Source organism: Paenibacillus sp. CR_12, from assembly GCF_041953985.1.
Taxonomy (GTDB): Bacteria; Bacillota; Bacilli; order Paenibacillales; family Paenibacillaceae; genus Paenibacillus_AQ; species Paenibacillus_AQ lautus_A.
In genome coordinates this window covers 93,474-114,721 of sequence record NZ_JAVFHO010000001.1, presented here as the reverse complement: position 1 = coordinate 114,721, position 21,248 = coordinate 93,474, and the positions used below count along the sequence as shown (strand labels likewise).

Here is a 21,248-nt window from a genome sequence, read left to right as displayed (position 1 = left end):
GAGGAGATGAACATGAAATATATATCAATCAAGGGATTAAACAAACCCGTCTCTGCGCTCATGAAAGGAACGGACTATTTCTATCATGATTCGTACGAGAAAGCTGCCGCCAATATGGATGCTTACCTTGCGATCGGCGGCAATTCCGTTGATACCGCACATATATACTGCGGCGGTCAGAGCGAAGAAGTCATCGGCAGATACATGCAGGAAAGGGGGAACCGGGATCAGCTCGTCATTCTGACAAAGGGTGCCCACCATGACCAAAACGGCCCTCGCGTCAGCAAAAAAGACATCAAAAACGACATCACGACAAGCTTCGAAAGACTACAGACGGATTTCATCGATCTGTACGCATTGCACCGTGACGACCCTGAGGTTCCGGCGGGGGAAGTCATCGAGGCTCTGAACGAATATATTGCGGACGGCAGTGTAGGCGCCATCGGGGTATCCAATTGGACCTGGGAACGCATTCGGGATGCCAATGCCTATGCTGACGCAAACGGCTTGGTCGGCTTTTCCTTCAGCAGCCCGAACCTCAGCCTGGCCAAGCCGAACGAACCCTTCTGGAAAGGCTGCGTCTCAGCCGATGCGGAGACGATGGCCTGGCATGAAGCTGAACAGTTTCCGCTGCTCTCCTGGTCTTCCCAAGCGCGAGGATTCTTCACTGGGCGATTCACTCCGGAGATTCGGGACAACGCGGATCTTGTACGGGTATTTTACAGCGATGCGAACTGGGAGCGGTTAGAGCGCGCCAAACAGCTTGCTGCTTCGAAGAATGTGACTGCCATACAGATCGCGCTCGCTTACGTACTGAACCAGCCCTTCCCTACTTGCGCGCTAATCGGCGCACAATCGGCCGAGGAATTGAAATCCTGCGACGAGGGTTCGAACATCCGCCTGACGAAGGAAGAATTAGACTGGTTAGACCTGACGATTGATCAACGATCTTAATTCCTTTTACGAGAAATACGCCTTGAGCCAGGATAACATCATCCGGCTCAAGGCGTCTTCTATTTTTAAATGACGTGTGTCTTCAAGTAACTCAGCTCAGGCATGGAGGCTTACTCTGAAATCAGTTGGTGATGAATGCGCGGTGCCGGGCCCCCCTACTCCTGCAAACTCCGCAGATATTCTTCATATTCTGCCGTAAATTCGAGCGCCTCGCTAAAGTCCGCCGACTTCAGTGAAAGGGCCGCAACGACGTCTTCCTTGCCTGTCTCATGCAAGGCTAGAATACGCGGCTGCCTTGGGACCCGAAACTGGGTATGGTCGTGGTATACGATCGTGACGATGGTACCTAGCGGCTCTTCCTCCGGCGACAAAACGGTGCTCCACATCCAGCGCTGCTGGTCGGTTCCTTCCTCGCTTCCCCATTCCCTTGAAATGTCGAAGTCGCCCGGGAATTTCGGTGCGGGACGTATTCCCATTTCCTTGAGCTGCCTGTGTACCGGCAAGAATAACAGGTTTAAATACGTCCCGTACGCCATATCCCCACCCTCGTTGTATGCCCTTCGCAGTTTTTCCCGGTTATCGGTAAGCACCTTTTCCCAGTTCTGTTCAATATGTTCGGAAATATAGCTTCCGATGGCTTCGATCGGTTTGTCCTGCTGTGCTTCCAAAAATGCTTGCAGCGGTTTCAATGGATTCATATTAACCCCTTTCCATTTCATGGATTTTTGGATGTACCTCTCCAGCTTACAACATTCATGCAAATTGTAAGATTTGCTGGATATATGGCCCATATTAGGGGTGAACCTTATCATATGCTTTAAACCTTTAAAGCCTGAATCCCTGCAGCATGCCGGCAATCACATGCATGGTTTCCTCGATGCCCTTATCCGTTTCCGGCATTTGTGCCACCAACAACGAGCATTCGTTTAAGGCTCCGGACAGGGCATGCGTCAAGGCATCAACCGGAGCGGCCTTCATCATTCCCTGATGCTGCATCAAGGCCAACTGTTCCCTCAGGTGGCTCATCGAATTCTGCTCGTCCATCTCGCGCCATGACTCCCAGCCTGCAACACTCGGGCCGTCAATAAGCATAATGCGCTTATTCCGCGGTTCGACCACGGTCGCAATAAAGGCCCGACATCCAAACAGCAGCTGATCCCAAGGATCCACGTAACGGTCGGCTTCCGCCTCCACGCGCTGCCCAATTTCCGTCTGCACTAATTCGAGTACGGCGAGAAACAGCCCTTGTTTATTCTTAAAATGATGATACAGCGCGCCGCGGGTAACATGAGCTTCGTCGGCAATCTCTTCTAAAGCCGCATGGGCATAGCCTTTTTCCGCAAACTGTGCCCTGGCCACCTTTAGCAGCAGCTGTATGGTTTCGTTCGCTTCGCTTTTGGTTCTTCTCATGATTGCGTTATTCTCTCCTATGCATCATTCGGATGCTGTTCTCAAGGACGACGGAAGCCCCAGCATTTCCTGGTCTTACACCCTTCGCCATGGAGCTTAGCGAATGCTGACGGATCCATGGACGGTATTATCAGATGATTCCGGATGTAAAAGTCAGCGGCTTGCGGCTTTTAATAAATGCCCCCGAGGAAGCTCCGGTACATGCGGCTTACCTCAATCTGACAGAAAATCCGCAAGCTCTCTTACCGAAGTAATCCTTCTGCGCGAAAGGCTGTACTCATTCGCCGGTGCCGTCATCCTTCGTGGACCACACCTCTTCATTATACTGCTCCATAAAGGCTTGGGAAGGTGGAATGATCTTAATCATATCGATCAGCACCCCATTCGGGTCACTGATAATAAAATGCCGCTGGCCGAACTCCTCATCACGAATGTCCAGATGAAGCGGCAGCTTTTCATGGATGACCAGCCTTTCGTACTCGGCATCCACATCCTCCACCTCAAAATTGAGTATCAGCCCCTGTACACGCTGCTGATAAGCAGAGGGAACCGTCGGGTGATCTTTGGACAGGATCGCCAGCTCGTAAGCGATGGGTCCCTCGATTCCCTTCTTCAAGCTTACATACCAATCCGCTTCAAAAACAACCTCAAAACCAAACAACCGTGTGTAAAAGTCTGCGCTTTCGGCAATCTGTTCTGTCATGATGACGGGATAAAATCCTTGAAGTTTCATATGGAAAACATCTCCTTGTATATGGAATGATCCCAATTTAACATACATACAGCATGTATGTAAATAATATTTTTTGAAATTTTTCATAAAAAAAGAACCTGCGGACCGCAGGTTCTTCGTTGGCTACCACAACAAGCTGACTGCCAATAGATTGAACAATGCTAAAGGCAATACGACATTAGGATTGGGGCCGTACGGCACAAATGGAGGGTATCCCGGGTAGAAACCTCTGTTGCCTTGTTCTACAAGAATGTACACATTCTTTGCATCGACATTTATGACGATACCTTCAACGGCTTCATCATCCATCGTATGCACCCTTACCTTGCGATTCACCACGTTTTTCATGGCCGAATGGGCGCTTTCTCTATGTTTCTTCATGGAATGTACCAACTGGTGATCGCATTGAAACAGCATTTGCGGTTGAGTTGAATATTGGTTCATGTTGCTCCTCCTTCATTCTCTTCTACCCGCATTGTATGCAATTCCCCTCTCAAGGGTGTTCGCCTATCCGCAATCCGTTTAATGCACCGCCGATACGGGTATAGTACAACCAGATGAAGGAGGTTAGACATCAATGGACAAACGAAATATACAAACGGGGCCAAGCAGCTTTTACATTGAGGACAACGGCAAAAAAGTAGCCGAAATTTCCTACTCCCCACAAGGAAACGGAGTGATCAGCATCGATCATACCTATATTTCTCCAGGGCTACGGGGTCAAGGCATTGCCGATGAGCTCGTACGAAAAGTGATCGGATTCGCCAGGGAAGAAAACTTGAAAATCATCCCCGCTTGCTCCTATGCCGGGCATTATTTTGATAAAAACCTCGACGATCGCGTACTTCTGCACAAATAAATATGCTATTAAAAAAACCTTGGCAAACATGCAATCAAAAATGAAGCATCTGTTAGTTTGAACTTGGCCAGCCATAAGAATGCTCCCCTTATCGGTTGGCTTTCGCGCGCCCGGATTTTCAGTCAGTATTTAACTTTGGTATTTTCTATTGCGATAGAGCGATCCTATCCTCTATGATCAAATGGTATAGCTTAGCTTAGGGAGGCAATTATTAACATGATGCAAACAGCGGAGAATTGGGTCTGGGAACAGATGTTTGACAAATTGCCTTTTGGGGCGATCCTGATTTCTGCGGTTGACGAGCCTGTTGCGATGGTGAACGACCGATTCTGCGAAATAACGGAATCCAAGCGTTCTGACCTGCTACAGCTCAAACCTTCCGAAATCCAAGTTCTATCCAACCTATCTTTTCAACAAATATTGCAATCATTGATATATGGCCCAACGTCCACTCTCTCAAGAGAATCTTATTTTATTCGCCAGGACGGGCGCCAAGTGCATGTCGCCGTGAGTATCTCCCTGCTGGAGCCCCCCTCACAAGACAGGACACCGTGGATCATGTGCTGCCTGGAACCCGGGACCGTGCAGGAGGGGACTGCTTTGCCGCCGATCATCAAGAATGACGAGCTGCTGGCACTGATTTCAAAAAGCGGACAAGACCTCATATCCATCAGCAGCGCCGACGGCATCATCGAATACATCTCACCTTCTGCCACTGACATACTGGGATACACCCAAGAGGAAATGTTGGGCCAACACCGCGGTAAATACTACCATCAAGTCGATTCCGAGCAAATGAAGGAACCAGGCAAACTATTTTCGGAGAAAGATAGTTTTGTTCGACGCATTCGCCATAAGGAAGGACATTATTTATGGTTTGAAACGTCGTTTCAGCTCATTCGGGGTGCTCAAGGTGAAATTGACAAGGTACTGGCCATAGGACGAAACATAACCAAACGTAAAACGGATGAGGATACGCTGGCCCATGCGCAGCGGATTGCCAAGATCGGTTCCTGGCGCTGGGACTTGATCACGCATACGCTTACCTACAGCGATGAAATGAGGCGAATTTACGGGTATCAGATCAATGCCATCGAGCCGAATCATGACGCGCTGATGTCCCTGGTCATTCCGGAGGATCGCGAACGGCTGGAACAGGTTGTGCGCACGGCCGTACAGGGTAAAGCAGACGAAATCATATACCGGATCCAGCTTAAAGACGGACAAATCCGAACCATCAGAGCCCAGTGGGATGTCACCGTTACGAACGAAGGAAGACCTATGGAGATGGTCGGCATGGCACAGGATATTACCGAACAGGTGATGATCGAGCAGCAGTCGCTGGAGAATGAGAATAAGTACAAGCTCATCACCGAAAATTCGCTCGATTTCATATCGCGAAGCACCATTGACTGCTTTACGTTTCTTTACTGCTCCCCTTCCTGCTACTCCCTGCTCGGGTATCGCCCCGAAGAGATGGTCGGCACCAGTACTTTTGACTACGTATACGCTGAGGATATTGCGCCGCTACAGGACTATTTAGAGAATTGCCTGGAAGGCAAAATGCTTACACCGATCACCTTCCGCTATATACATAAGGATGGCAGGCACATCTGGTTTGAGGTCAATTGCAAATATATCAGCACGCAGGGTGATCAGAAGAATGAAATTATTTCGATTGCCCGCGACATTTCCGAACGAAAATTAATGGAATTTAAGCTGAAGGAAAGCGAGCAGCGCTACCGCTCTCTGTTCGAGTACAATCCATCCGCCGTATACTCCATGAATTTGGACGGTGATTATATAACGGCCAACCAGAATCTGCAGGAGCTGACGGGATATACGTTAGACGAGCTCATCGGAATGTATTTCGGGCCGATTGTAGCGGAAAAAGACATGGCTCGCACGCTGTTTCATTTTAATCAAGCGAAGGAAGGCATACCCCAAAGCTATGATCTGACCATCATTCATAAGGATGGACGCCCCATCGAAATCAATACCATCAACATTCCGATTTTCGTGGATGACGAAGTCGTCGGCGTTTATGGCATTACCCGGGACATCACCGAACGCATTCGGACGATGGAAGAGATCAAGAAGCTCAGCCGGGAGCTCACCCTGTTGCTGAATACGGTATCGGAGGGCATCATCGGTCTGGACATTCACGGACAAGTCGCTTTCATCAATCCGGCCGGGGCAGCCATGCTTGATTACGAGCCTGCAACGACCATTGGAAGACCGTGCGACCAGATCATCAAGGAAATTCGCCATGACGGTACTTTCTATCGCGGGGAAGATTCTCCTCTCGTTCAGGCAGTCAAACAAGGCGTACCGCTGTCCAGAGCCGAAATCGTACTCTGGCGAGGAGACGGTACCAGCTTTTTAGCCGATTATCAGGTTAATCCGATTTGGGATCAAGGAGAGCGCAAAGGCGCCGTCATGGTATTCCGCGATATTACGGACGAGAAAGAGATCATCCGCGCAAAGGAGAACGCCGAACGGGCGGATCAAGCAAAGACGGAATTTCTCACCATGATGAGCCACGAGCTCCGGACGCCGATGAACGGCATTATCGGGATGATCGAGCTGTTAAGCACGACAGAGCTAGACGAAGACCAACAGAATTACATCCATATTCTCATGGAGAGCAGCGGCTCGCTGCTGCACATCCTGAACGAGATCCTCGATTTCAGTAAAATCGAGACCGGCAATATGACCCTTAATCATGAACCGATTGATTTGCGCTCCTTGCTCGAAGTCGTCGTTGATTTATTCTCGGCGAAAGCCAAGGAAAAAGGGTTGTCCTTATCGTTCAACATCAACAGCGCCAATGTCCCCGACGTGATTATCGGCGATGCCCTGCGGCTGCGGCAGGTGCTTGTGAATCTCATCAGCAATGCCATCAAGTTCACGCATGAAGGCAGCATAACGTTGAACGTGGAAGGACTTCGCAGGACGGGCACCCAAGAGTTCACGCTTGCTTTTCAAGTAAAGGATACGGGAATCGGCATAGCGCCCGAGCTCCAGCATCAGCTGTTCACTTCCTTCTCGCAGCTGCATCCATCCTTGAACCGTAAATACGGCGGTACCGGATTAGGGCTTGCGATCAGTAAAAAGCTGGTTGAGCTGATGGGCGGCGTCATTGGCGTCGAGAGCCGTGAAAATGTCGGTTCTTCCTTCTATTTTACGATTCCGACCCATACGCTGCAGGATGTTCACACGAACCCGTAACATTCGGTCACTTTTCGTTCTCAATTGATCTGCGTCAAAAAAAGGTGATCCACGGCTTCTTATGCTGTGGACCACCTTTTTTCTCGTTTTCGCACCGAGTGATCGGTTTCGTTCTATTGGTACAGGGATTCCAGTTCGTCTACCAGTTTGCCTACATAAGCCACCGCTTTGGAAATCGGCTCCGACGTGGACATATCGACGCCCGCCATAGCCATCAATTCCAGCGGGCTCTTGCTGCCGCCGGCCTTGAGCACTTGAAGCCATCGGTCCACGGCCGGTTGGCCCTCCTCGCGGATCAGCTGCGCCGCAGCTGTTGAAGCGGTCAAGCCTGCCGCATAGGTGTAAGGGTATAGTCCCATATAGTAATGCGGTTGCCGCATCCAGGTAAGCTTCGCGCCTTCGTCCAGTTCCACGGCGTCTCCCCAAAAATCGGAAAGCACTGCGCCCTTAAGCTCGGACAGCTTGTCTGCCGTAATCGGTTCATCGGCCATCGCATGGCGGTATACCCTTCTCTGCATTTCCGCTTCCAGAAGGTGCGTCACGTAATTGTGATAATAGGTGCTCAGCAGTTGGAGAATGATCCAGCGCCGCATCCGCTTATCCTCGGATTGACTCAGCAAGTGATCCGCCAAGAGAAGCTCGTTCATCGTTGACGGCGCTTCGATAAAATACATGGACGGACGGGTATTGGTGATGCGCTGATAGCGTGCAGCGAGCATCAAATGGCCCGCATGCCCTACCTCGTGTGCTAACGTGAAGGCATTGCGCATATTGTCCGCCCATGCCATCAGGATATAGGAATGCACTCCGTAAACCGATGAACAGAACGCTCCTGTAGATTTGCCGATATTATCGGCATAGTCCACCCAGCGCTTGGAGAACGCGGATTCAACGATCTCGCCGTATTCGGGACCAAGAATCGACAAGGCGCTGGAGATGGTGGCACAAGCTTCTTCATAGGTTACGCTTGGATTGAAATCCGGATCCATCGGCGCTTTCAAATCGCAGAACAGCATCTGATCCAGACCAAGCTCGCGTTTCTTCAGCTTCATCAGCCTGCGCATATGCGGAGCAAGCTCTTTCAGAATCGTATCGTGGATATGAGTGTACATATCCATTGTCACTTGCTGGGGCTTGAGCAGCATATCCGTAACGGAGTCATACCCGCGAAGCCGGGACAGCACCACCTGCTTCTTCACTTCCGTGGCGTACGCCTCGGCAAAAGTGTGACACGCCCCCTGCAGCGACTTCGTAAAAGACGCATAGGCTTCGCGCCGAAGCTCCGTATTCTCGGACATTTCGTAGGAATTCTCGTACAGACGGAACGAGACCGGCTTGGTTTCATCATTCACTTGAATGTCATCAAAGGTCATATCCGACAGCTTGCTGCGCAAATAGATGCGGTAAGGAGAACCGAGCACCTCGCCCAGCGATGCAAGCACGCTCTCCGTCTCAGGACTCAAGCGGTGAGGCTTGGACTCCAGCAGCAGCGTCAAGCTTCGGGCATAAGGCACCAGCCCTTCTTCCTTCGTTATGTAATGCTCGATGGTTCCGTCCTGGAGGTCCAGCAGCTCCGATTCAATAAAAGTTAAGGAGGACTGGATGCGGGACAACACATCGCCCGTTTTGGCCGAATTCGCCAGGTTGGAAGGGTTGGTTCCGTCTTCCGACTGACGCAGTCTGGCATATGCCCCGACACGCCGATGCTCTCCATCAACGCTTCCTGTTCATTTAGGCATTCGAGAAGTACAGATGCACCATCGCCTAGCCTGCCCTTAAACCGCGTCAATTGAGCAGCTTGCGATTCAAGCGCTTTGAGACCCGCTTCAAATTCTTCTTGCGAGACAAACAAATCATCCAGATTCCAGGTAGCCTCGATTGGAACCTCACTTCGTGTCAGCAATTTCCCCATGGATACAGCTCCTCTCCTGTCTTAAGCGATCACTGGCTGCTGCACGGCTTAAGGATTAGCAGCAGCGTCACCCTTCCATCTTATCACAGTTTTTTACGGGAAACGCCTCCTCATTTAAGCCTTGACTTCCGACCGTGTTTATGGATATAGTTAATCCATACTCTTATCTAAAGGAGAGATTTTGATGTCGGTGGTCGTTCTTAACTAACCCAATTTCATATGGATCGAAATGTAAAATTATGGGCATTTCCTTTTTTGGGATATGTTTATTTTTTGATGGATTCTCATTTCGTCCGTTGAATTAGTTAAGAACTGCGGATATCAATTGAAGCCCCTTTAGGGTTTATTTCGATATGATATGGTCATCCGTGCTGAGTTCAGCACGGATTTTTTGGGTCTCCCCTCTTTACTCAGCGGGGTTATTTGGAGCTGTCCCACGCCATATCCATCGGAATAACGGTCTTTGGGCGGAAAGCGAACCTGAGTAGTTCGCTTTCTGCCTTTTTTGCGTTGTATTACCTTCCACCATTTTAGTCTAAAGGAGAATGTAACCCATGAAGCCATTGGCATTAAACAAATTGGAGTATGAGAAAATACGCACCGAACTCGAACGCTTTGCCGTATCCTATCTGGGCATTGCGCACATTCAGAAGATGGCCCCCCTCACCCAGATGAAGGCCATCCGTAATAAGCTCAATGAAACGGAGGAAGCCAAAACCCTGCTGCAAAGCGGGGCTAGCGTGCCTATTCCCTCACTGGAGGGCGTTGAGTTGATCCTGGATTTGCTCGGCACCGGATATGTCCTGTCCGAGCGCGATTTCGGCCATTTGGTCCAGTATCTCAGAAGCTGCCGTCAGCTCATTCAATATATGGCCGCCAAGAGCAGCATTGCTCCGACGATCAGTTCCTACGCCTCTTCCATGCATGAACTGCGCCCGCTCCTGTCCGAAATCGAACGCAGCATTCATGCCGGCCGCGTTGTGGATGGCGCCAGCAAAGACCTGGCGAAAATCCGCAAGAAAATCATCGTAACCGAGGAACGGATCAAGCGTAAGCTCGACAGCCTGATGAGCCGTTACAAAGGGATCATGCAAGAGCATGTCGTCAGCAAACGCGGAGGACGTTACGTGCTGCCCATCAAGAAGGAACACCGAAAAGCCGTGAGTGGCTCGATTCTGGATGAATCGGCCAGCGGGCAGACGGTATTCATCGAACCAGCCGATATGCAGGGGCTTCAGATGGAACTGAACCACCTGCAAGCCGATGAGGTCCGGGAAGAAACCAAAGTGCTGAGCGATTTGACGGCACTCGTCGAGCAGTATCAATACGAACTGAGAACCAACGCCGATACCGTCGGAATCTACGACTACATCATAGCCAGGGGCAAATACGCGATTTCCATCGGAGGGCGCAATGTGGATCTGAACCAGGAGGGATTCATCCATCTCAAATCCGCGGTTCACCCTTTAATCGGCTCCTCCATGGTACCGCTGGACTTCACCATCGGGAAACGATATAAAACCTTAATCATAACGGGTCCAAATACCGGCGGCAAAACTTCAGCGCTGAAGACGGTTGGGCTGATCACCATTATGGTTCAGTCCGGTTTGCTGGTTCCCGTAGCGGAGGGCAGCCATTGCGCCGTCTTTGACGAGGTGTCCGTCGACATCGGGGACGGGCAGAGTTTGGAGCATGCCCTGAGCACATTCTCGGCCCATATCCGCAACATCCGCGACATTTTGCAGACGGCCGGCAGGTCCACGCTGGTATTGCTCGATGAAATGGCTTCCGGAACGGACCCGGGTGAAGGCGTAGGGTTGTCCATCGCCATTCTGGAAGAGCTGTTTCAACGTCAAGCAACGGTCGTGGTCACTACCCATTTCACCGAAATCAAAAATTTTGCCGATCGCACGGCAGGCTTTGAGAATGCCCGCATGGAATTTGATGCCGACACCCTCGAGCCGCTCTACCGCCTGCGGATTGGTGAAGCCGGTCACAGTTATGCTTTTGTCATCGCTGCTAAGCTGGGGATTCCGGAAGCGATCATAGCCAGATCGCGGGAAATCACGGAGGCGGGGACGACAAGAGATATTGCGGCCTACAGTCACGAGGATAGCTCGGACACCGAAGAACGGGCCGGAGAACCAACCCCGGGTGAATACGATTCCTTCCCTATCGAGGGTCCGGATCAACCCGTAGACGACAAGAATAAAGAAGACGAAGCCCCCGCCTCTTCCCTTTATCAGCTAGGAGATCGGGTCTATGTGCCATATTTGAAACGAAGCGGCACCGTTTATGAAACCATGGACGCTAGAGGTCATATCGGTGTCATGATTCAACAGGAGCGTTTGAAAATCAACCATAAACGGTTGAAGCCCTATATTGCGGCTAAGGATCTCTACCCGGAGGATTATGATCTGGATATCGTCTTTGAAAGCAAAGAGAACCGGAAGAAGCGCAATTTGATGAAGCGCAAGCATGTTGAAGGATTGCAAATTGAAACGAAGCCGGAGTAACGATGCCTGGATCGATAAGTCGGCCGAATGCACGAACACGAATAACGAAATAAAGAAACATGAACCATATATTGAAGGAGAGATAACGATGAACATACGAACCGAAACCAAGAAGGATTATGAGCAGGTCAACGAGCTGCTCATCCAGGCTTTTTCCGGTCAGGAAGAAGCGATCCTGGTACAACGATTGCGGGAAGACGGAGCTTTTGAAAGGGAATTGTCCATGGTTGCCGAAGAGGACGGGATCATCAAGGGGCATATTATGTTTAGCCGGGGGAGCCTTCTTGACGGCGATCATACCCATCGGGTAGCTGCGCTAGGGCCGCTGTGTGTGCTTCCGAAGTATCAACGGCAGGGGATCGGCGGGCAACTGATTGAAGAGGGGAAACGGAGGTGTCTCTCGCATGGCTATCCGCTTGTGTTCCTGTTCGGCCATCCTTCGTATTATCCGCGTTACGGTTTTGTCCAGGCCCGAAACCATGGAATCGATGTATCCCAATTCGCCGTTTCCGATGAGGCGTTCATGGTCGCCGAGCTTCAGCAAGGCGCACTTCATGACCTTCATGGCGAATTCCGTTTTCATTCCGCATTCGAAAATTTGGGGTAAGCCGAACTTCATAGACCATGTCATCCGAGTGGTAGGGTTGAGGCAAGCAATCCTTGGTGGCATTCAGCTTTCAATATGTTGTACAATAAAGTCTAAATGACTATTTGAAGGATGGTTTTCAACATGTATGTAGCTCAAGGTTGGCAAGATTACGAGGTCATCGACACCGGTGGCGGTGAGAAGCTGGAGCGCTGGGGCGATGTCATTCTAAGGCGTCCGGATCCGCAGATCATTTGGCCGATTGAACGTGAAGACGGACAATGGCGCAATGTACACGGACATTATCACCGCAGCTCGTCCGGCGGCGGGCAATGGGACATGAAAAAGCAGCTGCCGGATCGATGGACCATCTCGTACGACCAATTGAAATTTCATATCCGACCGACCAATTTTAAACATACCGGCTTGTTCCCGGAGCAGGCTGCGAACTGGCGCTGGATGATGGACAAAATCGCTTCCGCCGGTCGTCCGATCAGCGTGCTGAACCTGTTCGCCTATACGGGCGGAGCTACCGTCGCTGCGGCCTCTGCCGGTGCTCAGGTCGTCCACGTGGATGCTGCGAAGGGGATGGTTCAATGGGCCAAGGAAAACGCGGCATTGTCCGGCCTGGCTGACCGCCCTATACGTTATATTACGGATGACGTGTTTAAATTCGTGCAGCGGGAACAGCGTCGGGGAAACAAATACGATGCGATCATTATGGATCCTCCCTCTTATGGGCGCGGACCAAGCGGAGAAACGTGGAAGCTGGAACAGAGCCTGTATCCATTCCTCGAAAGCTGCATGAGCATCGTATCGGATAACCCGCTGTTCATGCTGATTAACTCCTACACGACCGGCATCTCCCCGACCGTTCTGAACAACATGCTCACCATGACCATGAAACCGAAGTACGGCGGATTGATCAGCGCAGGCGAAATCGGATTGCCGATTACCCGCTCCGGCATGAACCTGCCATGCGGCATCCTGGGCCGATGGGAGTCCTGATTCGATGAGCAGACGGGGACCAGCAACGTATCCGGCCGTGCCGATTCTTTTCGAGGATAATCATGTGTTGGGCGTAACCAAGCCGGTCAACATCCCCTCGCAGGAGGACGCTACCGGTGATCCCGACATGCTGACCATACTGAAACAGGACATCAAGGAGCGTTATGACAAGCCGGGGAACGTTTTTTTGGGATTGGTGCACCGCCTTGACCGTCCCGTGGGCGGAGCGATGGTATTCGCTAAGACGTCCAAAGCCGCCTCCCGATTATCGGAGGCCGTCCGGAGCCGCAGCTTCCGTAAGCAGTATGTAGCGGTCGTTCACGGTGTTCCAGCGAAAACTTCAGGCCGGCTCGTGAACATGCTGTACAAGGATGCGAAAACCAACACCGTCCACGTTACCTCCAAAGGGACGGACGGAGCCAAGGAAGCCATTCTGGATTATACTGTGCTACAAGCAGCGGAAGGCGTAAGTCTTGTCCTGATCGAGCTGCACACGGGCAGACCGCACCAAATACGTGTTCAGCTCAGCCATGCGGGTCATCCGCTGTTCGGCGATCAGAAGTATGGAAGCAAGGTGAACAAGGCCGGCCAACAGATTGCCTTATGGTCCGTGTTGGTCGGGTTCCCTCACCCTGTTACCAAAGAGGACATCTCCATTCGTTCCTTGCCGCCTTCCGTTTATCCTTGGAGTATCTTCAATATGGACCAGCTGGGATCGACATGACGAACCTATCAATGAGTGTAAAAAAACGAAATCCATCATTGGATTTCGTTTTTTTGTATGTCTACGCCTAATGCTATGACTATGTAATTAATTACATATAATGTAATATTTTATCCCTCTATCATAATATATTATCCCTTTACTTTTAACAAAGAATGGAAAAGAATAGTAACCAGAATAGTTTAACATTTTTTAGTTGATTTGTACAATCATGGTATGAACCTCATCTTGGGGTTTATATAGATCACGGTTGCCGAGGAGGAGGATGATCAAGGATAATCCATGAAGGGAGTCGCTAGCCGGTTCGGTCCTGTTTAGTGCAGAGCAAGTAAACCCGCAGCATAAGGAGGTTTGATCAGCAGCAGGAGTCCGCTGAATTTCAAATTCAATATTCAAGGAGGTATTTGTTATGGATCAGGCTCAGTGTCAAACAAATCACCGCTTGCATTTGAAACCGCTGTGGATTTTTTTAGGAAGCACGCTGTTGTTTTTCACCATTATGATCATTACGGCAAGCAGCGTTTCCGCTCATGGTTATATCGAATCACCGGCCAGTCGTGGTTATAAGTGCAAGCTCGGCGAGAACGTCAACTGCGGCAGAATCATCTATGAACCGCATTCCCTGGAAGGGAAAGGGAACTTTCCGATCGGCGGACCGGCGGACGGCCAAATCACCGGTGCCGGAATCTTTACCGAACTGTATGAACAGACGCCAACCCGCTGGAGCAAGGTAAACATGAACGGCGGGCCGAACACGTTTAAGTGGGTGCTGACCGCAGCCCATGCTACATCCGATTGGAAATATTATATTACGAAAAAAGGCTGGGATTCCAGCAAACCCCTCGCACGCGCAGATCTCGAATTGTTCTGCTCCTTCAATGACGGCGGCAAACAACCGCTGAACACCGTAACCCATACTTGTAACGTACCTACCGACCGCACCGGCTACTATCTCATCCTCGCCGTATGGGAAATCGCCGATACGGGAAATGCCTTCTATAACGTGATCGACGTGAACCTGAATAACGGCAGCGGCAATCAGGACACGCAGGCACCGACCGTGCCGGCGAATCTGAGAACCACAGGGGTTACAAGCAGCAGCATTTCGCTCGCCTGGAACGCCTCTACGGATAACGTAGGAGTCACAGGCTATGAAATCTATCGAGGCTCCAATCTAGTGGCAACGGTATCCGGATCCACCCTGAGCCACACCGTTACCGGCCTGCAAGCAGGCACCTCCTATACCTTTACGGTAAAAGCCCGTGACGGAGCAGGCAACGTATCACAGGCGAGCAGCCCGCTAACCGCCAGCACATCAAATCCCGTTCCGGACACCCAAGCTCCGACGGCTCCTGCCAATTTACGATCTGCGGGATCGACGTCCACAAGCGTATCATTAGCCTGGAACGCTTCCACGGATAACGTCGGAGTAAGCGGCTACGCGGTATATCGGGGCACCACGCTGGTTACGACGGTGTCCGGCAGCACGCTATCCTATACAGTTGGCGGATTATCGCCAAACACGACCTATAGCTTTACCGTAAAAGCACGCGATGCGGCAGGCAACGTATCCCCAGCCAGCAATGAGCTGCAAGTCACCACGGCGGACGGCTCTGTACCGGAAACTCCGGCCTGGGCTCCGAACACTTCATACCAGCAGGGAGCTTTGGTCACGTATGGAGGCAAAACCTATGAGTGCCGCCAAGCCCATACGTCCCTGCCTGGATGGGAACCCGCTAACGTGCCGGCTTTATGGCTGCTTAAGTCTTAACTTCATCAAAATCTGCCAAGGTTCATATTTGATCACGTGACTAGAAAGCAATATTAGCAAAACAATGAAACCGCCCCCAAAGTCGGAGCTGCCGCAGGCAGCCAGACACGGGGGCTTCTGTGCATTCCATGTAGGGTGCTGGGTCAAAAATGCCTACGCCTCGATCAGAACCTCCTGCGGAGCCGTGCTGATCTTTCCCAATAGATAGACAAGCAGCTGTTGATTATGCGAGGATATGCGGTTCAAGATCCGGGAAAGGTACTCCTCCCTAACCTGTAATCCGCGCGTATATTCCTCGCGTCCTTTATAGGATATCGTCACCCAGACGATCCGTCTGTCATTTGCGTCCCGTTCCCGTTTGATCAATTCGTTCTTCTCCATCCGGTCCAATAGCATCGTTACGGCAGCCGGACTTGTAGCCAGGTAAGGAATGAAATCGGAAGGTTTCATCCGCTTCTGCTCAGCGAGCACTTCCAGCACCATGAGTTGCGACTCCGTCAATGTCGGGGCCAATCCGGCTTCCATATGGAGTTTATAATCCTTGGCCAGCTTGGACCACACCTTGGCGAATTCGGCAGTATGCATGTTTATCCCGTCCCTTCCGTTATGTCTGTCATGATCAAACATCGAAATACCATCTGAGTTTGCGGAACTGTACTCCGATGAATGAACTTCCGTTTGAGCCAGCGTCATGATTTTCATAATAGTTTATAGGATTAACTTTTCGCTGGACGCCAGCCAATATCCTTCTTTTTTCGTTAAAAAATATAATTTCCAATCAAGCGACAAAACCCGTCATGCCTTGTGTGACGGCGTTTCTCAACATTCAGCTTACTTCGACAGCGCCAGACATATGTCAAATAGTATAAATTTAAATATGCGTCATCCAACGCTAAATACAACAAAAGCACCCCGACAACCGTTCATCGAAGGTGCTTTCGTCCATTCATCTCTATTCAAACCATATCCGAATTAAAGGAAAGGCTCGCTCTTGCCTAACCTTCTTTGCCTAACTCTGCATGCGGGAGACTGACCAAATCGACAATCTGCCCGTTCTTGCCGACATCGGCCAGTAGTTTACCAATCGATTTACGCTCCATAATCGGAACCTTCTCCGTGTGAATCGGGAAAGCTTGCCCGTCTTCGCTATAAGCGTTAATCTGCAGCGGCTCGCGACAATAGAACGCGCCGACGATGGCGCTGCCGTTAGGCTTCACCCGCTTGCCTTCCTTGAACTCAAACGTGGCCATGCCTTTTCCGCCGCGGCTTTGGGCCGGATAATCCAACAGCAAGCTTCGTTTGCCGTATCCAAGATCCGTGATGGTCAAAATCTCGCCTTCATCGTTCTCCACCCATAATGCCGCAACGACCTCGTCCCCGTCTCGAAGCTGGATTCCCCGAACCCCGCCGGAAACGCGTCCCATGGCATTGACTTCCTGTTCATTGAAGCGGATGCTCATCCCTTCTTTCGAGATCAGCACGATATCTTTATTGCTGTCACTCATAACGACCTGGATGATGCTGTCTTCCGCAGCTACCTTCGCTGCCGCAACCGCGCCAGACCGTTTGGTTACGTACTCCTTGAGATCTGTCCGCTTCACTTGCCCTTTGCGGCTCACGAAGACAAGCGATTTGCCCGCTTCGTCAAAGTTCGAAACCGGGATGACCGATACGATATGGTCCTCTTTCGGTACCTGGATCACGTTAACGATGGCCGTACCGGCATCTTTCCACTTGTACTCCGGAACCTGATGCACCGGCAATAAGAAATATTGCCCGCGGCTCGTGAAGATCAGCAGATTCTCCAGGGTATTGACTTCAAACAACCGCGTGATGTAATCCCCTTCCTTGACGCCTGAGCTTTCCAGCTCACCGCCGCTGCGGGTGAAGGATAACATGCTGGTACGCTTAATATAGCCTTCATTCGACAAGGTTACGAGCACATCCTCGGCGTTGACAAGCACTTCAAGATTCACCTTGATCTCTTCCACTTCTTCCTGGATAACCGAACGCCGGTCGATGCCGTACTTCTCCCGAATTTCGATCAACTCTTTGCGAATGACGCCAATCAGCTTCTTATCGCTGTCGAGAATCGCACGCAAGCCCTCGATTTTCTTCGTCAGCTCGTCCAGCTCTTTTTGCAGGGAATGAATTTCAAGGTTGGTAAGACGGTATAATTGCAGCGTCAGAATCGAGTCGGCTTGTCTCTCCGTGAAACCGAACATCCATTGCAGATTGTTCTGGGCATCCTGGCGATTCTTGGAAGCCTTAATAGCCGCAATCACTTCGTCCAGTATGTTGAGCGCCTTGACGAGGCCTTCCAATACATGTGCCCGATCCTCGGCTTTCTCCAGCTCGAACTGCGTCCGGTGGGTGACGACTTCACGCTGATGGTCGATATAGGCCGACAGCATCGCTTTAAGCCCCAGCTGCTGAGGGGTTTTGTTCACGATGGCAACCATATTGAAATTGTACGTAATCTGCAGGTCGGTTTTCTTGAACAAATAAGCCAGAATCCCGTTCGCGTCGGCATCCTTCTTCAGCTCCACGACGATGCGAAGCCCTTCCCGTCCGCTCTCGTCCCGTACCTCGGCGATGCCTTCGACTTTTTTCTCGAGACGAATGTTTTCCATCGCCGTAACCAGTCTGGACTTAACAACCTGATAAGGAATTTCCGTGATGACGATCTGCTGTTTACCACCACGGAGCGATTCGATGTCCGTCTTGGATCGCAGATAGACCCGGCCTTTGCCTGTCCGATAGGCATCCAAAATGCCTTCGCCGCCCATGATGATACCGCCGGTCGGGAAGTCCGGGCCTTTTATGAACGTCATGATCTCGTCCAGCTCGATCTCCGGCTTTTGCATGACGGCGATGCACGCATCGATCACTTCACGCAGATTGTGAGGCGGGATTTCGGTGGCGAAGCCCGCGGAAATGCCGCTAGCTCCGTTCACAAGCAGATTCGGGTACCGCGAAGGCAGCACAACCGGCTCCTTCGCCGTGTTATCAAAATTGTCCTTGAAGAGCACGGTACGCTTCTCGATATCGCGCAGCAGCTCCATGGCAATCGGCGACAGCCTAGCCTCGGTATAACGCATTGCTGCTGCCGGATCATCGTCCTGGGAACCCCAGTTTCCGTGACCGTCCACAAGCACATGTCCCATTTTCCATGGCTGGGCCATCCGAACCATGCCTTCATAAATCGATGAGTCCCCGTGCGGATGGTAGTTACCCATGACATCCCCGACGGTTTTCGCCGATTTGCGGTATGGTTTATCCGGTGTGTTACCCGAATCGTACATGGCGTACAGAATCCGACGCTGAACGGGCTTCAGGCCGTCACGAACGTCCGGGATCGCCCGGTCCTGAATTATATACTTGGAATACCGGCCAAATCGGTCACCTACAACCTCTTCCAGAAATGCCGGCAAAAATTGCTCCGATAAACTCATTCATTCACCTTCTATTCCTCAAACTCCGCGAAGTTGACATTTTCAACGATCCACCGCTTGCGGGGATCTACCTTATCTCCCATCAGCGTAGACACGCGCCGCTCCGCTTTGGCGGCATCTTCGATTTGAACCTGCAGCAAGGTGCGTGTTTCCGGGTTCATCGTCGTTTCCCATAACTGCTCCGGGTTCATCTCGCCCAGTCCCTTGTAGCGCTGCAGTTCAAAATTTTTGAATTCCTTCAAATAATTAGCCAGCTGCTCATCCGTCCAGGCATACCGCACGGTTTCCAGCTTGCCGGATTTGCTGGCGATTTTATACAACGGAGGCTGCGCGAGATAGACGCGGCCTTCATCAATCAACGGCTTCATGTATCTGTAGAAGAACGTGAGCAGCAGCACCTGAATGTGGGCTCCATCCGTATCCGCATCGGTCATGATGATGATTTTCGAATAATTGCTGTCCCCGGCGGTAAACTCCGTGCCGATCCCCGCGCCGATCGCGGATACGATCGCACGGTATTCGTCATTCTTCAGGATGTCGGCTAGCTTGGATTTTTCCGGGTTCATCGGCTTCCCTTTAAGCGGCAGGATCGCCTGGATCTTCGAATCCCGCCCCTGTTTCGCCGAGCCGCCAGCGGAGTCCCCTTCGACAATGAACAATTCGGTTCGCGAAAAATCCTTGGACTGGGCCGGTGTCAGCTTGCCCCCAAGATTGGAACTCTCGCTGCGCTTCTTGCCGCTGCGCATCTCATCCCTTGCCTTCCGGGCCGCTTCGCGCGCTTTGGAGGCCTGAATGGCCTTCTTCAGCAGCGTTTGGGCGACCTGCGGATTTTCCTCTAGGAAAATTTGCATCTTCTCGGTAACAATGCTGTCCACCGCGCTCCGCGCAGAGGCGCTTCCCAGCTGGTCCTTCGTCTGACCCACGAATTCGACCTCAGCCATCTTGACGCTGATTACGGTCATCATGCCTTCCCGGAGGTCATTCCCCTCCAGATTCTTGTCCTTTTCCTTCAGAAGATTGTTCTTTCGTGCATAATCGTTCATGACGCGGGTATACGCCGTCTTGAAGCCCGTCTCATGCGTACCGCCTCCGCGCGTCGGGATCGAGTTAACGAACGAGGCCAGCGTTTCGGTGTATCCTGCATTATATTGAAGGGCGATTTCGACTTCGATGTCATCCTTCTCGGCATAAAAATGGATCACATCGTGCAGCACGTCCTTGCCTTCATTCAAGAACTGCACGAACTGGCTTGCGCCGCCTTCATAAAAAAATTCTTCCCCATTCCCGCTCCGCTCGTCTTTCAAGACGATCCGGAGTCCTGAATTCAGGAAGGCGATCTCCTGTAAGCGCTCTGCAAGCGTGTCGTAGTTCAGATGCGTTCCCGCGGTAAACACGCGCGCGTCCGGTTTAAACGTGATTTTCGTCCCTGTTTTGTTCGTATTGCCCAGCACCTCAAGACCGGTTACCGGTTCTCCGACATGCTCTTTTCCTTTTTTGTCCTGCCAGTACTCGAAGCGTTGGCGGTGAATTTTACCTTCGCGGTATATCTCCACTTCCAGCCACTCGGACAGCGCATTGGTTACGGATGCGCCAACGCCGTGAAGGCCGCCGGACTTCTTGTATCCGGAACCGCCGAATTTGCCGCCGGCATGCAAAATCGTGAAGACCACCTGCGGCGTGGGAATGCCTGTCTTGTGCATCCCGGTCGGAATGCCGCGCCCGTTATCGTATACCGTCGCGGATCCGTCTTTATGCAAAGTAATTTCAATTCTCGAGCAGTACTTGGCCAAATGCTCGTCTACGGCGTTGTCCACAATTTCCCACACCAGATGATGCAGACCCGACGAGCTTGTGCTCCCTATGTACATGCCTGGCCGTTTGCGTACCGCAACAAGGCCTTCGAGCACTTGAATGTCGTCAGCATCGTATCCTGAACGGTTAGTACCGCCGTTCTTTGATGACTCTGCAAACATATCGATCTGTTCGACCATTCATGCTCCTCCTTCAATTTCACGTATCTCGTGTTTTCTATTTCTACATTCCAATATTTTAGAAGAACGCGGTTCTCTAAAAAATGCAAACAAATGTT

Annotated in this window: 15 protein-coding genes and 1 pseudogene; 8 read left to right on the top strand and 8 right to left on the bottom strand. The window is 51.3% G+C overall.

Features of this window, described 5'->3' with window-relative positions:
- Positions 1–12 precede the first annotated feature (12 nt).
- A complete protein-coding gene (locus RB297_RS00550; RefSeq protein WP_015734618.1) occupies positions 13–954 on the top strand; it encodes an aldo/keto reductase in 942 nt (313 codons plus the stop codon).
- Between the two features lie 155 nt (positions 955–1,109).
- Here the strand turns inward: RB297_RS00550 and RB297_RS00545 are convergent, their stop codons facing one another.
- From RB297_RS00545 to RB297_RS00530, 4 genes are all read right to left on the bottom strand, one after another.
- The gene (locus RB297_RS00545; protein WP_375119441.1) at positions 1,110–1,652 is read right to left on the bottom strand and encodes a DUF6022 family protein; all 543 of its coding nucleotides are present in this window, start codon (positions 1,650–1,652) and stop codon (positions 1,110–1,112) included.
- Between the two features lie 127 nt (positions 1,653–1,779).
- The gene (locus tag RB297_RS00540) at positions 1,780–2,364 is read right to left on the bottom strand and encodes a TetR family transcriptional regulator (protein WP_375119440.1); all 585 of its coding nucleotides are present in this window, start codon (positions 2,362–2,364) and stop codon (positions 1,780–1,782) included.
- 277 nt (positions 2,365–2,641) lie between these two features.
- On the bottom strand, positions 2,642–3,097 hold the full coding sequence (locus RB297_RS00535) for a VOC family protein (protein ID WP_340965783.1): 456 nt from the start codon (positions 3,095–3,097) through the stop codon (positions 2,642–2,644).
- 123 nt (positions 3,098–3,220) lie between these two features.
- Positions 3,221–3,541 (bottom strand): hypothetical protein, encoded by a 321-nt coding sequence (locus RB297_RS00530; protein ID WP_015734614.1) that lies wholly within the window; start codon positions 3,539–3,541, stop codon positions 3,221–3,223.
- A 133-nt stretch (positions 3,542–3,674) separates the two neighbouring features.
- Between RB297_RS00530 and RB297_RS00525 the strand changes: the two genes are divergently transcribed.
- On the top strand, positions 3,675–3,956 hold the full coding sequence (locus RB297_RS00525) for a GNAT family N-acetyltransferase (RefSeq protein ID WP_096773330.1): 282 nt from the start codon (positions 3,675–3,677) through the stop codon (positions 3,954–3,956).
- Between the two features lie 216 nt (positions 3,957–4,172).
- The gene (locus RB297_RS00520; RefSeq protein ID WP_375119439.1) at positions 4,173–7,187 is read left to right on the top strand and encodes a PAS domain S-box protein; all 3,015 of its coding nucleotides are present in this window, start codon (positions 4,173–4,175) and stop codon (positions 7,185–7,187) included.
- Positions 7,188–7,300: 113 nt separating this feature from the next.
- Here the strand turns inward: RB297_RS00520 and pepF are convergent.
- Positions 7,301–9,099 (bottom strand): annotated as a pseudogene (gene pepF, locus RB297_RS00515) (oligoendopeptidase F).
- 554 nt (positions 9,100–9,653) lie between these two features.
- Here pepF and RB297_RS00510 point away from each other — a divergent pair.
- The 5 genes from RB297_RS00510 (at position 9,654) to RB297_RS00490 (ending at position 15,704) form a co-directional block, all read left to right on the top strand.
- Complete coding sequence (locus tag RB297_RS00510) at positions 9,654–11,615, top strand: endonuclease MutS2 (RefSeq protein WP_375119438.1); 1,962 nt, start codon at positions 9,654–9,656, stop codon at positions 11,613–11,615.
- An 88-nt stretch (positions 11,616–11,703) separates the two neighbouring features.
- Positions 11,704–12,222, top strand: a complete 519-nt coding sequence (locus RB297_RS00505) for a GNAT family N-acetyltransferase (protein ID WP_096773514.1) — start codon at positions 11,704–11,706, stop codon at positions 12,220–12,222.
- A gap of 123 nt (positions 12,223–12,345) precedes the next feature.
- Positions 12,346–13,209 (top strand): class I SAM-dependent methyltransferase, encoded by an 864-nt coding sequence (locus tag RB297_RS00500; RefSeq protein ID WP_015734608.1) that lies wholly within the window; start codon positions 12,346–12,348, stop codon positions 13,207–13,209.
- A gap of 4 nt (positions 13,210–13,213) precedes the next feature.
- Entirely contained in the window at positions 13,214–13,933 is a 720-nt protein-coding gene (locus tag RB297_RS00495; protein ID WP_213577838.1) for an RluA family pseudouridine synthase, read from the top strand.
- A 409-nt stretch (positions 13,934–14,342) separates the two neighbouring features.
- Positions 14,343–15,704 carry a lytic polysaccharide monooxygenase gene (locus tag RB297_RS00490; protein ID WP_375119437.1) on the top strand — a complete coding sequence of 454 codons (1,362 nt, stop codon included), beginning with the start codon at positions 14,343–14,345 and terminating at the stop codon, positions 15,702–15,704.
- Between the two features lie 153 nt (positions 15,705–15,857).
- On the opposite strand, the gene RB297_RS00485 is transcribed toward RB297_RS00490, so the two are convergent.
- The 3 genes from RB297_RS00485 to parE all read right to left on the bottom strand — a co-directional run bounded on the left by RB297_RS00485 (position 15,858) and on the right by parE (position 21,150).
- The gene (locus tag RB297_RS00485; RefSeq protein WP_096773513.1) at positions 15,858–16,289 is read right to left on the bottom strand and encodes a MarR family transcriptional regulator; all 432 of its coding nucleotides are present in this window, start codon (positions 16,287–16,289) and stop codon (positions 15,858–15,860) included.
- Positions 16,290–16,699: 410 nt separating this feature from the next.
- A complete protein-coding gene (gyrA, locus tag RB297_RS00480; RefSeq protein ID WP_036665571.1) occupies positions 16,700–19,159 on the bottom strand; it encodes a DNA gyrase subunit A in 2,460 nt (819 codons plus the stop codon).
- Positions 19,160–19,170: 11 nt separating this feature from the next.
- Positions 19,171–21,150, bottom strand: a complete 1,980-nt coding sequence (gene parE / locus RB297_RS00475; RefSeq protein WP_096773323.1) for a DNA topoisomerase IV subunit B — start codon at positions 21,148–21,150, stop codon at positions 19,171–19,173.
- Positions 21,151–21,248 lie beyond the last annotated feature (98 nt).

What these genes read in the sequence shown, in the direction of transcription:
- RB297_RS00490 (WP_375119437.1), top strand. Translation starts at nt 14,343, where the DNA reads ATGGATCAGGCTCAGTGTCAAACAAATCACCGCTTGCATTTGAAACCG.
- RB297_RS00520 (WP_375119439.1), top strand. Translation starts at nt 4,173, where the DNA reads ATGATGCAAACAGCGGAGAATTGGGTCTGGGAACAGATGTTTGACAAA.
- RB297_RS00510 (WP_375119438.1), top strand. Translation starts at nt 9,654, where the DNA reads ATGAAGCCATTGGCATTAAACAAATTGGAGTATGAGAAAATACGCACC.
- RB297_RS00500 (WP_015734608.1), top strand. Translation starts at nt 12,346, where the DNA reads ATGTATGTAGCTCAAGGTTGGCAAGATTACGAGGTCATCGACACCGGT.
- RB297_RS00530 (WP_015734614.1), bottom strand. Translation starts at nt 3,541, where the DNA reads ATGAACCAATATTCAACTCAACCGCAAATGCTGTTTCAATGCGATCAC.
- RB297_RS00550 (WP_015734618.1), top strand. Translation starts at nt 13, where the DNA reads ATGAAATATATATCAATCAAGGGATTAAACAAACCCGTCTCTGCGCTC.
- gyrA (WP_036665571.1), bottom strand. Translation starts at nt 19,159, where the DNA reads ATGAGTTTATCGGAGCAATTTTTGCCGGCATTTCTGGAAGAGGTTGTA.
- RB297_RS00545 (WP_375119441.1), bottom strand. Translation starts at nt 1,652, where the DNA reads ATGAATCCATTGAAACCGCTGCAAGCATTTTTGGAAGCACAGCAGGAC.
- RB297_RS00525 (WP_096773330.1), top strand. Translation starts at nt 3,675, where the DNA reads ATGGACAAACGAAATATACAAACGGGGCCAAGCAGCTTTTACATTGAG.
- RB297_RS00505 (WP_096773514.1), top strand. Translation starts at nt 11,704, where the DNA reads ATGAACATACGAACCGAAACCAAGAAGGATTATGAGCAGGTCAACGAG.
- RB297_RS00540 (WP_375119440.1), bottom strand. Translation starts at nt 2,364, where the DNA reads ATGAGAAGAACCAAAAGCGAAGCGAACGAAACCATACAGCTGCTGCTA.
- parE (WP_096773323.1), bottom strand. Translation starts at nt 21,150, where the DNA reads ATGGTCGAACAGATCGATATGTTTGCAGAGTCATCAAAGAACGGCGGT.
- RB297_RS00535 (WP_340965783.1), bottom strand. Translation starts at nt 3,097, where the DNA reads ATGAAACTTCAAGGATTTTATCCCGTCATCATGACAGAACAGATTGCC.
- RB297_RS00485 (WP_096773513.1), bottom strand. Translation starts at nt 16,289, where the DNA reads ATGCATACTGCCGAATTCGCCAAGGTGTGGTCCAAGCTGGCCAAGGAT.
- RB297_RS00495 (WP_213577838.1), top strand. Translation starts at nt 13,214, where the DNA reads ATGAGCAGACGGGGACCAGCAACGTATCCGGCCGTGCCGATTCTTTTC.